Origin of the sequence: Stappia sp. TSB10P1A, from assembly GCF_900185725.1 — a bacterium.
GTDB lineage: Bacteria > Pseudomonadota > Alphaproteobacteria > Rhizobiales > Stappiaceae > Stappia.
Window position 1 is genome coordinate 122212 of record NZ_FYAU01000018.1, and the last position, 15928, is coordinate 138139.

The following is a 15928-nucleotide window of genomic DNA, read 5'->3' on the forward strand; positions in this document are numbered from 1 at the left end:
CTTTTGCCTTTGAAGGGGGGCTAGACGGCGAACATCCGTCCGCGTTCGGTCCAGGCGACGACGGCAAGGCCCGACAACGCGAAGCAGGCGAAGCCGAGGGTCAACGGCAGCACCGAGCCGTCGAAGCGGCTGGAGACGAGGTAGCCGAGCGCGGCGCCGCCGCTGGTGGTGACGAAGCCGACCATGGCCGAGGCGGCGCCGGCGATGTGGCCGAGCGGCTCCATGGCGATGGCGTTGAAGCTCGGGCCGATCAGTCCGAAGGAGAAGATGCCGAGCACCAGCAGAGAGGTGAAGACGAAGACGTTGGAGCCGAGGGTCAGTGCGGCGATCACCTGGACGATGTTGAGCAGGGCATAGGCGACCAGGGCCCAGTGCGAGAGCGGCCGCAGGCCGATGCGCTCGACCAGGGAGGCGCTGAGGAAGGACGCGGCGGCGAGCGCCAGACCCATCAGGGCGAAGACAAGCGGAAAGGCCGGGCCGAGGCCGAACAGGTCGACATAGACCTGCTGCGCCGAGGCGATGAAGGAGAACAGCGCCCCGAAAATCAGCGTCGTCGCCAGCATGTAGCCGAAGGTCACCCGGGTGGCGAGCGTGGCGCGGTAGGCGCCGAGAACGGTGGAGACCGAAAGCGGCCGGCGCTCCTCCACGGGAAGCGTCTCGCGCAGCCGCAGCGCGCACCAGCCGAGCATGGCGAAGCCGCCGAAAGTCAGCATCAGGAAGATCGCCCGCCAGGGCGCGACAAGGAGGATCACCTGGCCGATCGACGGGGCGATGATCGGCACGCTCATGAACACCATCATGACGAGCGACATGACCCTGCCCATGCGCGCGCCGGAATAGCAGTCGCGCACCGCCGACACCGCCACCACGCGCGGCGCGGCACAGCCGATGCCCTGCAGCAGGCGGGCGAGCAGCATCTGGTCCATCGAGGCGGCGACGACGCTGAACAGGCCGGCGGCGGCATAAAGCGCCAGTCCGCCGAGCAGGACGGGACGGCGGCCGAAGCGGTCGGACAGCGGGCCGCAGACCAGTTGCGCCGAGCCGAAGCCGATCAGGTAGACGATGACGATCTTCTGGCGTTCGTTGGGATCGGTGATGGCAAAGGCCCGGCCGATGTCGCCGAGCGCGGGGAGCATCACGTCGATGGCGAGGGCATTCAGCGCCATCAGCGCCGCGACGATGGCGACGAATTCCTTGAAGCCGAGGCCATGGCGCGGGCCGTCGAGCGTCGCGACGGGCGTTGCTGTGGAGGTCATGAGCGGTCCGGTCGCGGCCTCCGGACGATGGGGGGGCGCGCCTGTTGGGGGAGACGGGGGGGCGCAGGCCTGTGGAGCGCCTGCGAGGATGGACAAGACATCCTCCCTTATCGGCGGCAGGTCAAGCCTTCCAGCGGTCGGCGTCGCGCGTGTCGCTGTCGCGGGCATCGACCCAGGTGCCGCTGGTGCCGTCCTTCAGGTGCTCCTTCTTCCAGAACGGAGCACGGGTCTTGAGATAGTCCATCAGGAATTCGGCCGCCTCGAAGGCGGCGCGGCGATGGCGGGAGGCGGCGACGACGAGCACGATGTTGCCGCCGGGCTCGATGCGGCCGTGGCGGTGGATCGCCGTCAGCCCGTCGAGCGGCCAGCGGGCGCAGGCCTCACGGGCGATGCGGGTGATCTCCGCCTCGGCCATGCCGGGATAGTGCTCGAGTTCCAGCGCGGCGAGGCGCCCGCCCTCGTCGCGGCACAGGCCGGTGAAGGTGACGACGGCGCCGATGTTCGGATGGCTCTGCCGCAGCCGTTCGATCTCGGCGGCTACGTCGAAATCGCCGCTCTGGATGCGGACGTCCACCGGCGGCGAGGTGTCCTGGTATGACTTCGGCGTGCTGGCCATGGCTGCCTCAGCCACCGGTCATCGGCGGGAAAAAAGCCGCCTCGCGCACGCCGGCAAGCGGCGCGTCGTGCTCGGCATGCTCCTGGTCAAGGGCGACGCGGATGATCTCCCGCTCGGCAAAGGCGCTGGCATAACCCTCGTCGCGGGAGGCGAGCCAGTCGAGCAGATCGGCGACGGTGGCGATGCCGCCCGGCAGGTCCACGATCTCGGCATCGAGGCCGATGCGCTCGCGGACCCAGGCGAAATAGCGCAGTTGCATGGTGTGCTCCGTCCTCGCGCCGGCTTGCGGTTCAGTCCCGCACCAGATGGCCGATGCCGGCCCGGAAATAGTCGTAGCCCGTATATAGCGTCAGCAGGGCGGCGATCCACAGGGCGATCAGCCCGAGCAACTGGGTGCCGGGAAGCACGGCCTCGCCGGCCGGGCCGGCCAACAGGAAGGCCATGGCGACAAGCTGGACCGTCGTCTTCCACTTGGCGAGCCTGGTCACCGGCACGCTGACCCGCAGTTCCGCCAGAAATTCGCGCAGGCCCGACACCAGGATCTCCCGGCACAGGATGATCGCGGCAGCGATCATCGACCAGCCGGCGATGTCGCCCCGACCGGCCAGCAGCAGCAGGCACACGGCGACCAGCAGCTTGTCGGCGATGGGGTCGAGCATCTGGCCGAGGCGCGACTGCTGCTGCCAGGCGCGGGCCAGGTAGCCGTCGAAGAAATCCGTGATCGCGGCGACGATGAAGATGCCGAGGGCGATCCAGCGCGGGCCATGGCCGGGAAAATAGAAGCAGATCATGACCGCGGGCACCGCAAGGATGCGGCCGTAGGTCAGGATGTTGGGAAGGCTCCAGACATGGGATTGAGACATGTCGCTTCAGGGTCTCGCACTGCATGAGTGGCAGGGATTGCTCTGGTCCTTGAAGCATGCGGACCCCATCGCGTCAATCGGCCCTCGGTGCCGCAGGGCCTTGCAAGCCTCTCACCGGTGCCGTGAAACTGCGTGCGGGCGGTGCTCGCATGGGTGTGCGGGCGCGGTATATCTGGGTGCGGTCCAGACAGGTGGCGGGGCGTTGGAATGATCGAGCGGCGGAACGAATTCGGGCAGGCGATCGGGCCGGAGGTTGCGGGCTGGACGGCGCGTCCAAGGCCGCCGCGCGCGGCGATGGGAGGCAGGGCCTGCCGTCTTGAGCCTTTTGAGCCGCGCCATGCGCCCGGTCTTTTTCAGGCCTATCGGGAGGATCGGGAGGGGCGCAACTGGACCTATCTCGGCTACCGCCCCAGCGAGACCGAGGACGAGTTCCAGCGCTTTGCCGAGGCGACTTATTCCGGGGAGGATCCGCTGTTCCATGTGGTGGTGGACGCGGCGACCGGCCGCGAACTGGGGGTCGCCAGCTATCTGCGGATCGACCCGGCCAACGGCGTCATCGAGGTCGGGCACATCAACTTCTCGCCCTTGATGCAGGGCAGCGTGCAGTCCACCGAGGCGATGTATCTGATGATGCGGCGGGTGTTCGACGAGCTCGGCTATCGCCGCTACGAGTGGAAATGCGACGCGCTCAACGCGCCGTCGCGGCGCGCCGCCGGGCGTCTCGGCTTTTCGTACGAGGGCACGTTCCGCCAGGCGATGATCTACAAGGGCCGCAACCGCGACACCGCCTGGTTCTCGATCCTCGACAGCGAATGGCCGCGCCTGCGCGCCGCGTTCGAGGCCTGGCTTTCGCCGGAGAATTTCGATCTGAACGGCCGCCAGATCCAGCGGCTGGAAGACCTCCGCTCGCAGGGCCGATAGGCGCGGCCGACGGGTCGCGGCGCGTTCAGCCGAACAGGCGGTCGCCCTGCTCGTCGATGATCTGGCGGGCCTTGCGCGCGGCGAACTCCGCCGCCTGTTCCTCGCTCGGCATCAGATCGGCGCGGATGAAGTCGTGAGTCTTGGTCTCGCCGTCCTCGAAGGTGCGGCAGATCGAGCCCGCGACCTGCCACTGGCCGTCACGCGCGGTCGGCGCCGGGGTGATGAGGTGGCCCTTGTATTCCTGCGTCTGGTGGCGCGAGGCCGCCGGGGCCTTGTCGCCACCGCCGAAAAGTCCGCCGAAGAGTTTCCCGAAAACCATTGTCCGTCCTTCCCTCACCGTGCCGCGCATGCGGTGTCATGGCCGTGTTCTGTGCCACCGTCAGGCGCCGTCCGCCCCCTCGTTCGTCGCGGCGCCGTGGCCGCCTTCATGCGACAGTTGCCGCCGCGACCAGTGCCGCCGGCACAGGGAGACATAGCGGTCCTCGCCGCCGATGACCACCTGCTCGCCCTGTTCGACGATCCGGCCCGAGCCATCCAGCCGCGCGACCATGGTGGCCTTGCGGCCGCACCAGCAGATCGTCTTGACCTCGCGCAGGGTGTCGGCCAGCGCCAGCAGGGCGGCGCTGCCGGGGAACAGGCGCCCCTGGAAGTCGGTGCGAAGGCCGTAGCACATCACCGGGATGCCCATGTCGTCGGCGACGGAGGCGAGCTGCCACACCTGCGCCTCGGTCAGGAACTGCGCCTCGTCGACGAAGACGCAGTCGAGCGGCCCCTCGCTGCGGCGGGTGCGGATGTGGGCGGCAAGGTCGGTGGTCGCCTCGAACAGATCCGCCTCGGCCGCAAGCCCGATGCGCGAGGCGATGCGTCCGCGCCCCGCCCGGTCGTCGAGCGCCGCCGTCAGCAACAGGGCGGCCATGCCGCGTTCGCGATAGTTGTAGGCCGCCTGCAGCAGGATCGTCGACTTGCCGGCATTCATCGAGGAGTAGCTGAAATAGAGCTTCGCCATGGGTCCGAACAAGGCTGGTGGTGACAGGGAATCGCCCGCTGGGCTTTTCGCATCATGGCGGCTTGCCGCCACCTGCCAGACCGGCAGGAGCGGTTTTGCACAGATTTGGGCGGCGCGGGCGCTATTCGTGGAAGTGGTCGTAGATCGCGCGCGCGACCGATTCCGACACGCCATCCACCGCCATCAGATCGTCGATCCCGGCCTTGGAGACGGCCTTGGCGGTGCCGAAGTGGCGCAGCAGGGCGCGCTTGCGGGCAGGACCGATGCCGGCGATCTCGTCGAGCGGATTGCGGGTAATGTCCTTCTTGCGCCGCGCCCGGTGCGTGCCGATGGCGAAGCGATGCGCCTCGTCGCGCAGGCGCTGGACGAAATACAGCACCGGATCGCGCTCCGGCAGCATGAAGGACGGCTTGCCGGGAATAAAGAACTTCTCCCGCCCCGCATCCCGGTCCGGCCCCTTGGCGATGCCGACCAGCGGCACGTCCTCGATGCCGAGCGCGCTCAGCGTCTCGCGTGCCGCGTTGAGCTGGCCCAGGCCGCCGTCGATGAAGACGAGGTCCGGCCAGGCCGGCAGCGCGCTGGTGTCCTCGGAGATCTCGTCGTCCGCCGCCGCCGCCTCGGGAGCGGGCGTTGCCGCCTTGCGCTCGTCGGCATGCTCCTTGAGCAGCCGCGAGAAGCGCCGCGTCAGCACCTCGCGCATCATGCCGTAGTCGTCGCCCGGAACGAGATCCTGCGAGCGGATGTTGAACTTGCGGTACTGGCCCTTGGCGAAGCCCTCGGGGCCGGCGACGATCATGCCGCCGACGGCGTTGGTGCCCATGATGTGGGAGTTGTCGTAGACCTCGATGCGGCGCGGCGTTGCGGTGAGGCCGAAGGCCTCGCCGACGCCCTTGAGCAGGCGGGCATGGCTGCTGGTCTCGGCCAGCCGGCGACCAAGCGCCTCGCGGGCGTTCTTCAGCGCGTGCTCGACCAGTTCCCGTTTCTCGCCGCGCTGCGGCACGGCCACCTCGATCTTGTGGCCGGCGCTTTCCGACAGGGCGGCGGCGAGCAGCGCGCGCTCCTCGATCTCGTGCGACAGCAGCACCAGCCGCGGCACCGGCTTGTCGTCGTAGAACTGGGCGAGGAAGCTCTCCAGCACCTCGGCAACGCCGAGCGAGCGGTCGGCGCGCGGGAACAGGGCATGGTTGCCCCAATTCTGGCCAGTGCGGAAGAAGAACACCTGAATACAGTATTGCCCGCCATCCTCGTGGATGGCGAAGACGTCCGCCTCCTCCACGTTCTGCGGGTTGATACCCTGGTGCGACTGGATGTGCGAGAGGGCGGAAAGGCGGTCGCGATAGACGGCCGCGCGCTCGAAATCGAGCGTTTCCGCCGCCGCTTCCATCTGCCGGGCGAGATCCTTCTTCACCATCTGGCTGCGGCCGGACAGGAAGGACTTCGCTTCCGCGACCAGGCCCGCATAATCCTCCGGCTCGATCTCGCCGGTGCAGGGGCCGGCGCAGCGCTTGATCTGGTAGAGCAGGCAGGGGCGGCTGCGATTGGCGTAGTAGCTGTCGGAGCAGTTGCGGATCAGGAACGCTTTCTGCAGCGCGTTGATCGTCCGGTTGACCGCGCCGGCCGAGGCGAAGGGGCCGAAATAGCTGCCCTTGCGGCGGCGGGCGCCGCGATGCTTGACGAGGGCAGGGGCCTCGTGGTCGCCGGTGACGAGGATATAGGGGAAGGACTTGTCGTCGCGCAGCAGCACGTTGAAGCGTGGCCGCAGGCGCTTGATCAGGTTGGCCTCGAGCAGCAGCGCCTCGGTTTCCGTGCGCGTCGTCACGAATTCCATCGAGGCGGTCGCCATGATCATCCGCAGGATGCGGTTGGACTGGCCCTGCAGGCGCGTGTAGCTGGTCACCCGCTTCTTCAGCGAGCGCGCCTTGCCGACATAGAGGACCGTGCCCTCCTCGTCGAGCATCCGGTAGACGCCCGGTCCCAGCGGCAGCCGTCGCACGGCATGCGAGATGACGTCGACGCCGCGCGCCTCGGGTCCGAGCGGGGAGGGTTCCGCCTCGAACACGGGCAGGGGCGCGCGCCCGCCGGCGGTCGCGCCAGTGTCTTCCCCAGTGCCTTCCCCAGTGCCTTCGCCCGCGCCGTCACCGTCCTCGGTATCGTCGAGGTCGAACGCCTCTGGCAGGTCGTCGTCCTCGGGCGGGGTGTCGTTCTTGCGTCCGGTCATTCCTCCATGCCTACGACGTCCGGGGTTTCCCAGGCAAGATGTTGACCGCCGTCGAGCGCGATCATCTGGCCGGTGATCGAGGGCGTGTCCCAGAGATAGCGGATCGTTCGGCCGAACTCGTCGAGGCCGGGGCCGCGTCGCAGCAGCACGGCCTCGGCCTGGCGGGCGAAATCGGACGGTTGCTGGCGGGTGTTGGCGAGCGTCGGGCCGGGGCCGATGCCGTTGACGCGGATGCGCGGGGCGAGCCCTTGCGCCAGCGTCTGCGTCGCTGTCCACAGCGCCGCCTTGGACAGGGTGTAGGAGAAGAACTGCGGCGTCAGCTTCCAGACCCGCTGGTCGATGATGTTGACGACGAGGCCGGTCATGCCGTCCGGCAGGGCGTTGGCCATCTCCTGGGTCAGGAAGATCGGCGCGCGGGTGTGGATCGCCATGTGCTTTTCATAGCGGTCTATCTCCAGGCCGCCGATCTCGTCCTTCTCGAAAATCGAGGCGCTGTTGACCAGCAGGCGGACGGGGCCAAGCTGTGCGCGGGCGGCCGCCATGATCCGCTGCGGCGTTTCCGGCCGGGTCAGGTCGCCGGAGACGATGCAGGCGCTGCCGCCGCGTTCGGCGATGTTCCTCGCCAGCGCTTCTGCCTCCGACAGCGAGCGGTGGGCATGGATCGCCAGGCGGAAGCCGTTGGCCGAAAGGTCCTCGGCGATGGCCCGACCGATTCGCAAGGCCGCGCCCGTTACCAGGGCGACGGGCTGCGCGGGATCTGCCGGTGTCTCTGAGGGGGGCGCTGGGGGTGTCTCTGCGGGGCTCTGGGAGACGGGCATGGCGACTCGCTGGATATCGAACGGAACGAACGTCAGCGCAGCTTACGCGATTTCGGCAAGGTCCGATCAGGCGATCTTGCCCGTCTGGAACACGATGAAAATATAGAGGACATAAAGGGCGCTGAGGAGCAGGCCGGCGGGCCAGCGGATCGTGATCCTGAACGCGGCGAAGGCCAGCACGAGAAGGGCGCAGGCAAACATCACCCACAGGTCGAAGCGCAGCACTTCCTCCGGCACCTGCAGCGGCACGACGATGGAGGTGATGCCGATGATCGCGACCAGATTGAAGACGTTCGAGCCGATCACATTGCCGAGCGCCACCGCCGCGTGGCCGCGAATCGCGGCCATCAGCGAGGTCATCAGTTCCGGCAGCGATGTGCCGAGCGCGACGACGGTGAGGCCGATCACCGCGTCGGACACGCCCCAGCTCCGGGCCAGCGACGAGGCGCCCTCGATGGTGAAATGGGCGCCGAGCGGCAGGCCGATCAGGCCGAGAAGGATGAAGAGAACCGCGAGGCCGATATTGTCGGGGACACCTTCCACCTCGTCGAAGGGCAGCTCGCCGTCGGCATCGGCAACCGCTGCGGCGCCGACATTCTGGGCCCGGTGCTTGCGGGTGGCGCGGACGGACTCCCAGAGGAAAAGAGCCAGCAGCAGCAACAGGATCCCGCCGTCGATCCGCGAGATCGGGCTGTAGAAGCACATGCCGATGAAGATGGCGCTGACCGCGACCATGAAGACCGAGTTGCGCACCGCGCCATTCTCGTCGCAGGAGGTCGCGGCGAACAGCGCCGGCAGGCCGAGAACGGCCAGCACATTGGCAACGTTCGAACCGACGACATTGCCGATGGCAATGCCGGACAGACCGTCCAGGGCGGCGCTGAGCGAGATGACGAGTTCCGGCGCGCTGGTGCCGAAGGCGACGATGGTCAGTCCGATCACCAGGGTGGGAATGCCCAACCGTTCCGCAACGCTCACCGACCCCCGAACCAGAACGTCGCCGGCGACGATCAGAACGACGAGACCCCCGACGAGGCTGACATAGTCGATGAGCATGAAGCTGTGACACCCGGTTGAGAGGTGAACTGACGTGCGAGCGTGCTTGGTCGGCAGGGCAGTGCGGCGCCTTGCGGAGCCCGGCTCGACTGCCAACCTGCTGCCTGCCTGAAGCCTGCCCTATATATGTATTCGGCTGCAGATGAAAAGCCCGGCATGCGGGATGCTGCCCTGCGTCCGGGGATAGCCACCCGCCAGCAAACGGTTGCTTCCGGCGGACGTTTCGGGTCTGATACGGGGGCACCGCGTGGTCGGGGGAGACCGTCCGTCATGTCCGCTCCCCTGGTGAAATCTATCGATCCCCCAAGGTAACCAATTGGTTACCACGTCGCCAAAAAATCGACCGCTGCCACGGGATCTCCTCATTTCGTTACGGGCATCGCCACATTTCGCCTCCATAACTTGTTCGTTGGGGGGCCGGACATGTGCTGCGTGCGCGCCTGCATGTCTGATTGATCAACGCGTAACTGGAGTATTCACATGAAGCGTCTAGCTGCTGCCGGTTTTGCTGCGGCCGCCGCCCTTGCGGCGAGTGGCCCGGCATTCGCGGCCGACCTTCCGCAGCCCGTTCAGAGCTACACCTATGCGGACCCGGCTCCGGCCGGACGGTTCGATTGGTCGGGGTTCTACTTCGGTGGGCATCTCGGATGGAACTGGTCCGATTTCCGCACCACCAATGCGGTGACCGGTCGTTTCAACACCCGCGACAACGGTGTGACCGGCGGTGTGCACGCCGGCTACAACTACATGGTTTCGCCGAACTTCCTGGTCGGTGCCGAAGCCGACTTCAGCCTCAGCGCCATCGACAAGTCGCGCACGGTTGCCGGCGTCAACTACAAGACCAGCAGCGACTGGAACAGCACGGTGCGCGCGCGCGCCGGTTGGGCCTTCGACCGCTTCCTGGTCTTCGGTACCGGTGGTCTTGCCATTGCCGATGTGGATGTCCGGGCAAACGGCGCCTCCAAGAGCGTGGCGCGTATCGGCTGGACGCTGGGTGCCGGTGTCGAAGGTGCCGTCACCGAGAACATCACGGCGCGCCTGGAATACCAGTACCAGGACTACGGTACCACGAAGTTCGGGCTCGGCGGCCAGACCTACAGGACCCGTCTGGACAACAATCAGGTCCGGTTCGGCGTCAGCTACAAGTTCTGAGCCGCTTGCGGCACGGACTGCACGACGGGGAGCCACATCGGCTCCCCGTTGTCGTTTCTGCAGGATCCCGCGCCGTTTTACAGTGTTGCGGGCGGGTTGCCTCTCCCCGGCTTGCTTCCTAAGGTCCCGTCGTCACCTCTCCGACTGTTCCCAGCAGACAGGCACCGCGTGTCCCCTCCCTCCGTCAAACCCGCAGGCTTCGCTTTCCTGCCGATGTATGACTGGCCGGAGGTGCGGAGCGAGACCGACCGCTTCTGGTCTCTCCTGCGCGAGGCGCTTCGCGATCACGGCCTCGCCGCCCCGGCGCGGCTGGAGCGCGGGCGCGAGCTTCTGCCGGCCTGGCGCGATCCCGCCCTGTTGATCGGCCAGACCTGCGGGCTGCCGCTGGTGCGCCATCTGGCGGAGGCGGTTTGCGTGCTGGGCTCACCCAACTATGGCCTCGACGCCTGCCCGCCCGGCCACTACCGCTCGGTGGTGGTCGTGCCGCAGGGCAGCGCGGCGGCAACGCTCGCCGATCTGAAGGGCGCGCGGCTCGCCTACAATCATTCGGGCTCGCAATCGGGAGAGGGCGCGCTGCGCCATCTTCTGGCGCCGCTTGCCAAGGGGCGGGCGTACTTCTCCGGCGTGATCGAGACCGGCTCCCACCGCGCCGCCCTGCAGGCGGTGGCCGGCGGGCAGGCCGACGCCGCCACGCTCGATGCCGTGAGTTTCCGTCTGGCGCAGGCGCATGAGCCGGCGGCGCGCAAGGTGCGGGTGCTGCTGGAGACGCCGCCGACGCCGGGCCTGCCGCTGATCACGGCACGGGCGAATCACGCGTGGGTTCCGGTCCTGCGGCGGGCGGTGGTCGCGGCGATCGAGGCGGCAACCAGCGATCTGCGCGCAGCGCTGTCGCTGCGGGGCTTCGTCGCTTTCGATGTCCAGGACTATGCGGTCATCGCCGAGCGCGACCGGCAGGCGGCCGCGCTCGGATATCCCGTATTGGCGTGAGGGGAGGCCTCACGCGGCGATGCGGGTCTCGGCAAAGGCCGGCACGGCCGCCTCGAAGGCGTCGAGCCAGGCGACCAGCTTCGGGTGATCGGCCCGCCAGGCGCCGCCGAAGCGCAGGTCGAGATAGCCGAGCGCGCAGGCGACGCCGATCTGACCGACATCGGGCGTGGCACCGGCCGCAAGCGCCGCCGGCGGGTTCGCCTCAAGAACGGCGAGTGCGCGGGTCACCTTCTCGCCCTGATAGGCGAGCCAGTCGGCATGGCGGCGTTCCTCGGGGCGGAAACGCGCCTCGTAGACCTGCAGCAGGGCGGCATCCATCAGCCCGTCGGCAAGAGCTGCAAGACACAGCACGTCGAAGCGGGCCTCGCCGGTCGGGATGATGCGGCCGCCACCGGCCAGGTGGTCGAGATAGTCCAGGATCACCCGGCTGTCGAACAGCACCTTGCCATCCTCCCGCACCAAGGCGGGGATCTTGCCGAGCGGGTTCTGGCCGCGAATCGAATCCTGCGGATCGAGCGTGTCGGTCATCTCGACCGTGATGCGGTCCTTGAGGCCGAGGACGGCGGCCGCGATCTTGACCTTGCGGCCGAAGGGCGAGGGCGGGGAGGAGCGGAGCACGAGCACGGGAAACCTCCGGTGTTGCTGTGGCGCGGATCGGATGGTGTGGGACTGAAGCCGCAGGGCGCGCCTTGCGGGGGACGGGGAAGGAGTGCCAGCTTTTTTCAGGATGGCATCTCTCTGGTTAACGCGGTTTTGCGTTGTTTGTCCACGGCTTGAAAAACAACAAGGGTTTCAGCACGTTGTTGAGGCGAATTGTCGGGAGCACGGTAAGGTCTCGTTAAAGGGCGGTTTCTAGCGTGGGGATCACCCGGGGATCAAGGGGGGCCGCAAGCGGCCTCTCCGCCTTCTCCCTCACGCGCAAGGGGCCCGACATGCGGCTGTCGCTTCACTCTCCGCTCGGAGCGTTTTGCAAGGCGCTGTTTCTGTCGGCCGCGGTCTACGCGGTGTCCGGCCCCTCGCTTGCGCCCTACCGTCCGGACATCCTCGACGTGCCGCTGAGCCGCTATCATCAGGCGGTGAACGAGGTGATCTCGGACAAGACGCCGGCCCTGGCGATGGTCGCGGACCCCTTGCGCGCCTCGCCGCAGCAGGTCAGGCAGAAGCTGGACGAGATGCTGCGCCGGTAGTCCGATTGATTGGTCGGCCTCAGCGGGGATGATGACGCTGCCAGCGCCCCGGATTTCCAGCGTCGCGGCAGTCTCCGGGTCCCTCGAAACTTTCCAGGCGGAAGGCATGGTCCTGCCACGACCAGGCGGCGCGATAGCCGCAGGTCCGGTCCGACGGGCCGGCATAGTCGGCCCGCAAGGTTCTCGACACATCGTCGAAGCCGACATTGGCCAGCAGGTCCGTGCCGATCCAGCCGAAGCGCGGGTCGTGCAGGGCGAAGAACAGGGTTTCGAGGCCGCCGATCTCGCCGGTGTCGCGCAGGTAGAGGCGATAGGTCACCGTTCGGCCGGACACCGTGCAGGGAAGGGCGTAGAGCACTGCCGTCTGCCCGAGTGCGGCGATGGGGATGTCGACGTCGCGGAAGGCGCTGCTGTCGGTACTCTCGCAGTCGCTGGTGCGGGCGTGGCGTTCCAGCACCGCATAGGGAATGCCGAGAGCGGCAACCGCTTCGCTGCGCGAGGGAGCGGCGACTTCCGCGAGCGCCGGCGCGGCGACCGGCGGCGATGCGGCAAGCTCCGCCTTGCCGGCCAGCGCCTCCAGTCCTGCCGTCAGCCCGTCCAGCGAGAACACCGCGTCATGCGCCTCGGCCACCGCGTCGAGATAGGAGATGCGTAGGCGCGTACCCTTGCGCATGGCCGCCAGGAGCTTGCGCCCGGCCGCGCCGTCGGTGACGAAGAGGCGGCGGACGTCGCCATGCAGCGCGAACTCGCCGGGGCGCAGCACATGCAGCAACTGGCTATCGACCTCCCATTGCATGGCGCGGCCGTCATCCGGGCGCGGCCCGCGGGAGGCGAATTCCAGCGCCAGAGCCTGGCCGCTGGCGGCGAGCGCCAGGGTGAAGCGCGGTTCGCCGGTCACCTCCTCGCGGCCCTCGACGGACAGGCGGCAGGCCTCGCGCGTCGCGCAGTCGAGCCGCCAGTCGCCGAAGGCCTCGGCCAATGCGGCGGCGGGCGGCATCCCGGTGGCTAGGCCAAGGGCGAGGACGGCCGCGCGCGCGGCCCGGCCTGGGTGAGGGTGGCAACGGTCAGCGAGCGGGGGGAGGGACATTGATTTGCCTCTGGGTGCAGCCGCGCCGGTCGACCCAGCGACAGGAGCGGAACTGGAGATCCCGCGTCAGGCAGACCCGCACCTCGCTCAGCCGCCCTCCTTCGCAGGTGACGGCGATGGCATTGTCGCGCAGGCCCGGATTGGCGAGGCGGAAGGCGGTTTCCACCGCATCGGGCGACATCTGCCCGCCGGCCGCCGTGGTGGCGAAGGCGGCGGGGATCTTCACCCTGGCGAAGGCCCGGCGGGACAGATCGAAATAGGCCTCCGCCTCCAACCCGCTGCAACTGCCGTGCTTGCGCCACTGGTGACGGACCAGCCCCCGGCTCGGCATGATGTCGAGCATGCGCTCGATGGTCTCGCGCGACAGGTCGCTGCCCTGCGGCAGCCGGCAGAACTCCGGGTAGCCGCGCTCATATTGCGGCCACAGCCCATGCAGCACGAAGCGGAAGGGCCGCGCCGCCCGGCATTGCATCGGATCGGCGGAGCGACCGGCGCGGGCGCAGTAGGAGGGCGACCAGGACAGGGCGAGGACATAGTAGTCGAAGCGGCCGGCGTCTCGCGCCTCGACCTGCGCCGCGCCCGTCAGCAGGCAGGCGAGCGCCAGCAGCAGCACCGCGAAAGCCGTGCCCCGGAGGTGGACACGCACCTGCCGGAGCGGCGCAGGGCCGGGCTGTCGCATCGCGCCTATCCCGCCGTGTCGGGGCCTGCTCAGTTGGGACGAACCGTCCGGCAGCGGGCGTCATAGACCCGCCAGGGATCGAGACCGGCGACGCAGGCCTGCAGGTTCCACGAGACGCCGACGAAGCCGCTATGCTCCATGATCGCGTAGTAGACGCGCCGCTCGTGGCCATCGCTCATCCGCGCCCGGGCCTCGCAATAGCGGCGGGCATAGGGGCTCGGCTGGTTGACCCTGTAGCCGGTCTCGACGATCCGGTGCATGTCGCGGATCTTGAGGCCGCGGCCATAGTCCGGATCGGCGCGGGCAATGTGGCCCATGACGGCGCCCTGCACCGACATCGCCTCGCATTCGGGCACGCGCGGGTCGCTGTTCCAGGAAAAGTAAGGCCGCTCGCCGGCGGTTGCCGGCAGGGCCAGCAGGGCGGCCAGCGCGGCGCCAGACAGGCTGCGCAGAAGCGGGCGGATGATGGCGGTCATGCGGCGGTCTCCTCGGGGCACGTCTGAGCTTGTGGACGATGCGTCAGCGGGCAGCCCCGGTCAAGCGCCCGTCGCACTCGCGCCCGCCGCCATGTCCGGCTATTCGCCGGTCAGGTCGAAGACCTTCCACTCGGCACCGCGCCCCTGTTGCAGGGTTTCGGTCAGCCAGGGCAGCAGGATTTCCAACTCGCCCTTCAGCACCCATGGCGCGTTGATCATGATCAGCCCGCTGCCGGCCATCGGCTTGTCCGGCGCGGGACGTCCGGCGAGATGCTCGGCGACCGAGATCCGGGTGATGCCGGAGACCGACATCGCGTCGTAGAAGCGCTTGATCAGCTTGCGGTCCTTGATCGGATACCAGGCCATGTAGACGCCGGTACCGAAGCGCCGCCAGGCCTTGTAGAGGCCCGAGGCGAGGCGCTCGAACTCGTCAGGCTCCTCGAAGGCGGGATCGACGACGATCAGCCCGCGCTTCTCCTTCGGCGGCACGAAGCTCTTGATCGCATGCCAGCCGTCGAGCTCGATCACCTTGGTGTGGTGATCGCCGTCGAAGAGCTCGGCAAGCTTGGCGGCATCGAGCGGATGCAGTTCCGTCGCCGTCAGCCGGTCCTGGTCGCGCATCAGCTTGCGGGCGAGCAGCGGCGAGCCGGGATAGAGCGTCAGCCTGCCGCTTCCCCCCTCCGTCCAGCCGTTGACCTCACGCACCACATCGAGCCAGGGCGCGAGCAGGTCCGCGACCTTCGGCGGCTGCGGGGTTTCCAGGACCCGGGCGATGCCCTGTTTCCATTCGCCGGTGCGCTGGGCATCGCCCTTGGTCAGGTCGTAGAGCCCGAGGCCGGCATGGGTGTCGATGACCCGGAACGGTGCATCCTTGGTTTTCAGATAGGTGAGGATGCGGGCGAGCGTCGCGTGCTTGAGCACATCGCCGATATTGCCCGCATGGAAGGCGTGCCGATAGTTCACGCTGAAGCTCCTTCCTGTTCCGCGAGCGTCACCGCCCGGGCCAGATAGACGACCGCCTTGTCGCCATGATCACTCGCGCCGATCTCGGCGAAGCCGAGCCGCTGGTGGAAGCGCAGCGAGCCGGGATTGGCCGGCCGCGTGTTGACCTCGCAGGCGAGCGGCAGTCCGGCCCGCTCGGGATCGGCCGCCAGTCGCTGGAGCAATGCGCGATAGAGCCGCTCGCCGGTGCCCGAGCCGCGCGCGGCAGGTGCCAGCGCGATCCGGTCGACATAGGAGAACCGTCCGAGGTTCTGCTTCAGCCAGGCGAAGTTGCGGCTGTCATAGTCGGCGGTCTCGTCGAGGCAGACCATCAGGCCGACGAGGCCGTCGGGCCCAGTGGCCACCAGTGTGTGGCGGCTCTGTGCCGCCAGGGCGCGCAACTCGTCCGGGGTCAGGCTGTTGACGGCCGGCAGGCTCGCCTCGTTGGCGGCGAGCGCGGCGTCGGTGTCCGCAGGTGTGAAGGGGCGAATGTCGATCATGTCCGGTCTATGGCTGCTTGCCGCGCGGCTTGCAAGTCTTCCCGTTGCGCGAACCTCGGCCGCGAAGTCGGCCGAAGGCACGGCCGGTTCCGGTGCCCCTCGGGAGGCAGCCGGCGGAGCGACGA

The 15928-nt window shown here is 68.3% G+C and carries 19 protein-coding genes; 4 read left to right on the forward strand and 15 right to left on the reverse strand.

What is annotated here, in order from left to right:
* Nucleotides 1-20: 20 nt before the first annotated feature.
* From TSB10P1A_RS07220 to pgsA, 4 genes are all read right to left on the reverse strand, one after another.
* Nucleotides 21-1256 (reverse strand): multidrug effflux MFS transporter, encoded by a 1236-nt coding sequence (locus tag TSB10P1A_RS07220; protein WP_186387236.1) that lies wholly within the window; start codon nt 1254-1256, stop codon nt 21-23.
* 121 nt (nt 1257-1377) lie between these two features.
* Entirely contained in the window at nt 1378-1872 is a 495-nt protein-coding gene (locus tag TSB10P1A_RS07225) for a molybdenum cofactor biosynthesis protein MoaE (protein ID WP_186387237.1), read from the reverse strand.
* Nucleotides 1873-1879: 7 nt separating this feature from the next.
* Complete coding sequence (gene moaD / locus TSB10P1A_RS07230; RefSeq protein WP_186387238.1) at nt 1880-2131, reverse strand: molybdopterin converting factor subunit 1; 252 nt, start codon at nt 2129-2131, stop codon at nt 1880-1882.
* Between the two features lie 31 nt (nt 2132-2162).
* The gene (pgsA, locus tag TSB10P1A_RS07235; RefSeq protein ID WP_186387239.1) at nt 2163-2735 is read right to left on the reverse strand and encodes a CDP-diacylglycerol--glycerol-3-phosphate 3-phosphatidyltransferase; all 573 of its coding nucleotides are present in this window, start codon (nt 2733-2735) and stop codon (nt 2163-2165) included.
* Between the two features lie 207 nt (nt 2736-2942).
* On the opposite strand from pgsA, the gene TSB10P1A_RS07240 reads away from it, so the two are divergent.
* Nucleotides 2943-3656, forward strand: coding sequence for a GNAT family N-acetyltransferase (locus tag TSB10P1A_RS07240; protein WP_186387240.1), 714 nt, complete (start codon nt 2943-2945; stop codon nt 3654-3656).
* A gap of 25 nt (nt 3657-3681) precedes the next feature.
* Here TSB10P1A_RS07240 and TSB10P1A_RS07245 read toward each other — a convergent pair whose 3' ends face one another.
* From TSB10P1A_RS07245 to TSB10P1A_RS07265, 5 genes are all read right to left on the reverse strand, one after another.
* Nucleotides 3682-3975: an HlyU family transcriptional regulator gene (locus TSB10P1A_RS07245; RefSeq protein WP_186387241.1), complete on the reverse strand. Its 294-nt coding sequence runs from the start codon at nt 3973-3975 to the stop codon at nt 3682-3684.
* A gap of 60 nt (nt 3976-4035) precedes the next feature.
* The gene (locus TSB10P1A_RS07250) at nt 4036-4662 is read right to left on the reverse strand and encodes a thymidine kinase (protein ID WP_186387242.1); all 627 of its coding nucleotides are present in this window, start codon (nt 4660-4662) and stop codon (nt 4036-4038) included.
* A 121-nt stretch (nt 4663-4783) separates the two neighbouring features.
* Nucleotides 4784-6880 carry an excinuclease ABC subunit UvrC gene (gene uvrC, locus TSB10P1A_RS07255; protein ID WP_208987033.1) on the reverse strand — a complete coding sequence of 699 codons (2097 nt, stop codon included), beginning with the start codon at nt 6878-6880 and terminating at the stop codon, nt 4784-4786.
* Nucleotides 6877-7617 (reverse strand): SDR family oxidoreductase, encoded by a 741-nt coding sequence (locus tag TSB10P1A_RS07260; protein WP_371515078.1) that lies wholly within the window; start codon nt 7615-7617, stop codon nt 6877-6879. Before TSB10P1A_RS07260 ends, uvrC begins: the two co-directional genes overlap by 4 nt.
* Nucleotides 7618-7764: 147 nt before the next feature.
* Nucleotides 7765-8754: a calcium/sodium antiporter gene (locus TSB10P1A_RS07265; protein ID WP_186387244.1), complete on the reverse strand. Its 990-nt coding sequence runs from the start codon at nt 8752-8754 to the stop codon at nt 7765-7767.
* Nucleotides 8755-9234: 480 nt separating this feature from the next.
* Here TSB10P1A_RS07265 and TSB10P1A_RS07270 point away from each other — a divergent pair, with 480 nt between their 5' ends.
* Together TSB10P1A_RS07270 and TSB10P1A_RS07275 are read left to right on the forward strand one after the other, a co-directional pair.
* On the forward strand, nt 9235-9906 hold the full coding sequence (locus TSB10P1A_RS07270; RefSeq protein WP_186387245.1) for an outer membrane protein: 672 nt from the start codon (nt 9235-9237) through the stop codon (nt 9904-9906).
* A 168-nt stretch (nt 9907-10074) separates the two neighbouring features.
* The gene (locus tag TSB10P1A_RS07275; RefSeq protein WP_186387246.1) at nt 10075-10893 is read left to right on the forward strand and encodes a phosphate/phosphite/phosphonate ABC transporter substrate-binding protein; all 819 of its coding nucleotides are present in this window, start codon (nt 10075-10077) and stop codon (nt 10891-10893) included.
* Between the two features lie 9 nt (nt 10894-10902).
* On the opposite strand, the gene TSB10P1A_RS07280 is transcribed toward TSB10P1A_RS07275, so the two are convergent.
* A complete protein-coding gene (locus TSB10P1A_RS07280) occupies nt 10903-11517 on the reverse strand; it encodes a glutathione S-transferase family protein (protein WP_186387247.1) in 615 nt (204 codons plus the stop codon).
* Nucleotides 11518-11825: 308 nt separating this feature from the next.
* Between TSB10P1A_RS07280 and TSB10P1A_RS07285 the strand changes: the two genes are divergently transcribed.
* Entirely contained in the window at nt 11826-12080 is a 255-nt protein-coding gene (locus tag TSB10P1A_RS07285) for a hypothetical protein (protein ID WP_186387248.1), read from the forward strand.
* 19 nt (nt 12081-12099) lie between these two features.
* Here TSB10P1A_RS07285 and TSB10P1A_RS07290 read toward each other — a convergent pair whose 3' ends face one another.
* The 5 genes from TSB10P1A_RS07290 to TSB10P1A_RS07310 form a co-directional block, all read right to left on the reverse strand.
* On the reverse strand, nt 12100-13077 hold the full coding sequence (locus tag TSB10P1A_RS07290; protein WP_186387249.1) for a DUF1176 domain-containing protein: 978 nt from the start codon (nt 13075-13077) through the stop codon (nt 12100-12102).
* Nucleotides 13078-13144: 67 nt separating this feature from the next.
* Nucleotides 13145-13846 carry a ribonuclease T2 gene (locus TSB10P1A_RS07295; protein WP_186387250.1) on the reverse strand — a complete coding sequence of 234 codons (702 nt, stop codon included), beginning with the start codon at nt 13844-13846 and terminating at the stop codon, nt 13145-13147.
* A gap of 29 nt (nt 13847-13875) precedes the next feature.
* Nucleotides 13876-14322, reverse strand: coding sequence for a hypothetical protein (locus TSB10P1A_RS07300; protein WP_208984385.1), 447 nt, complete (start codon nt 14320-14322; stop codon nt 13876-13878).
* 99 nt (nt 14323-14421) lie between these two features.
* Entirely contained in the window at nt 14422-15285 is an 864-nt protein-coding gene (locus TSB10P1A_RS07305) for a 23S rRNA (adenine(2030)-N(6))-methyltransferase RlmJ (RefSeq protein WP_186387251.1), read from the reverse strand.
* Nucleotides 15282-15803 (reverse strand): GNAT family N-acetyltransferase, encoded by a 522-nt coding sequence (locus TSB10P1A_RS07310; protein ID WP_186387252.1) that lies wholly within the window; start codon nt 15801-15803, stop codon nt 15282-15284. The genes TSB10P1A_RS07305 and TSB10P1A_RS07310 overlap by 4 nt, the downstream gene beginning before the upstream one ends.
* Nucleotides 15804-15928: the final 125 nt, after the last annotated feature.

Excerpts from the sequence above, each read along its gene's own strand:
- pgsA (WP_186387239.1), bottom strand. The coding sequence starts at position 2,735 with ATGTCTCAATCCCATGTCTGGAGCCTTCCCAACATCCTGACCTACGGC.
- moaD (WP_186387238.1), bottom strand. The coding sequence starts at position 2,131 with ATGCAACTGCGCTATTTCGCCTGGGTCCGCGAGCGCATCGGCCTCGAT.
- TSB10P1A_RS07285 (WP_186387248.1), top strand. The coding sequence starts at position 11,826 with ATGCGGCTGTCGCTTCACTCTCCGCTCGGAGCGTTTTGCAAGGCGCTG.
- TSB10P1A_RS07240 (WP_186387240.1), top strand. The coding sequence starts at position 2,943 with ATGATCGAGCGGCGGAACGAATTCGGGCAGGCGATCGGGCCGGAGGTT.
- TSB10P1A_RS07290 (WP_186387249.1), bottom strand. The coding sequence starts at position 13,077 with ATGCCGCCCGCCGCCGCATTGGCCGAGGCCTTCGGCGACTGGCGGCTC.
- TSB10P1A_RS07250 (WP_186387242.1), bottom strand. The coding sequence starts at position 4,662 with ATGGCGAAGCTCTATTTCAGCTACTCCTCGATGAATGCCGGCAAGTCG.
- TSB10P1A_RS07220 (WP_186387236.1), bottom strand. The coding sequence starts at position 1,256 with ATGACCTCCACAGCAACGCCCGTCGCGACGCTCGACGGCCCGCGCCAT.
- uvrC (WP_208987033.1), bottom strand. The coding sequence starts at position 6,880 with ATGACCGGACGCAAGAACGACACCCCGCCCGAGGACGACGACCTGCCA.
- TSB10P1A_RS07245 (WP_186387241.1), bottom strand. The coding sequence starts at position 3,975 with ATGGTTTTCGGGAAACTCTTCGGCGGACTTTTCGGCGGTGGCGACAAG.
- TSB10P1A_RS07300 (WP_208984385.1), bottom strand. The coding sequence starts at position 14,322 with ATGACCGCCATCATCCGCCCGCTTCTGCGCAGCCTGTCTGGCGCCGCG.
- TSB10P1A_RS07265 (WP_186387244.1), bottom strand. The coding sequence starts at position 8,754 with ATGCTCATCGACTATGTCAGCCTCGTCGGGGGTCTCGTCGTTCTGATC.
- TSB10P1A_RS07295 (WP_186387250.1), bottom strand. The coding sequence starts at position 13,846 with ATGCGACAGCCCGGCCCTGCGCCGCTCCGGCAGGTGCGTGTCCACCTC.
- TSB10P1A_RS07270 (WP_186387245.1), top strand. The coding sequence starts at position 9,235 with ATGAAGCGTCTAGCTGCTGCCGGTTTTGCTGCGGCCGCCGCCCTTGCG.
- TSB10P1A_RS07225 (WP_186387237.1), bottom strand. The coding sequence starts at position 1,872 with ATGGCCAGCACGCCGAAGTCATACCAGGACACCTCGCCGCCGGTGGAC.
- TSB10P1A_RS07310 (WP_186387252.1), bottom strand. The coding sequence starts at position 15,803 with ATGATCGACATTCGCCCCTTCACACCTGCGGACACCGACGCCGCGCTC.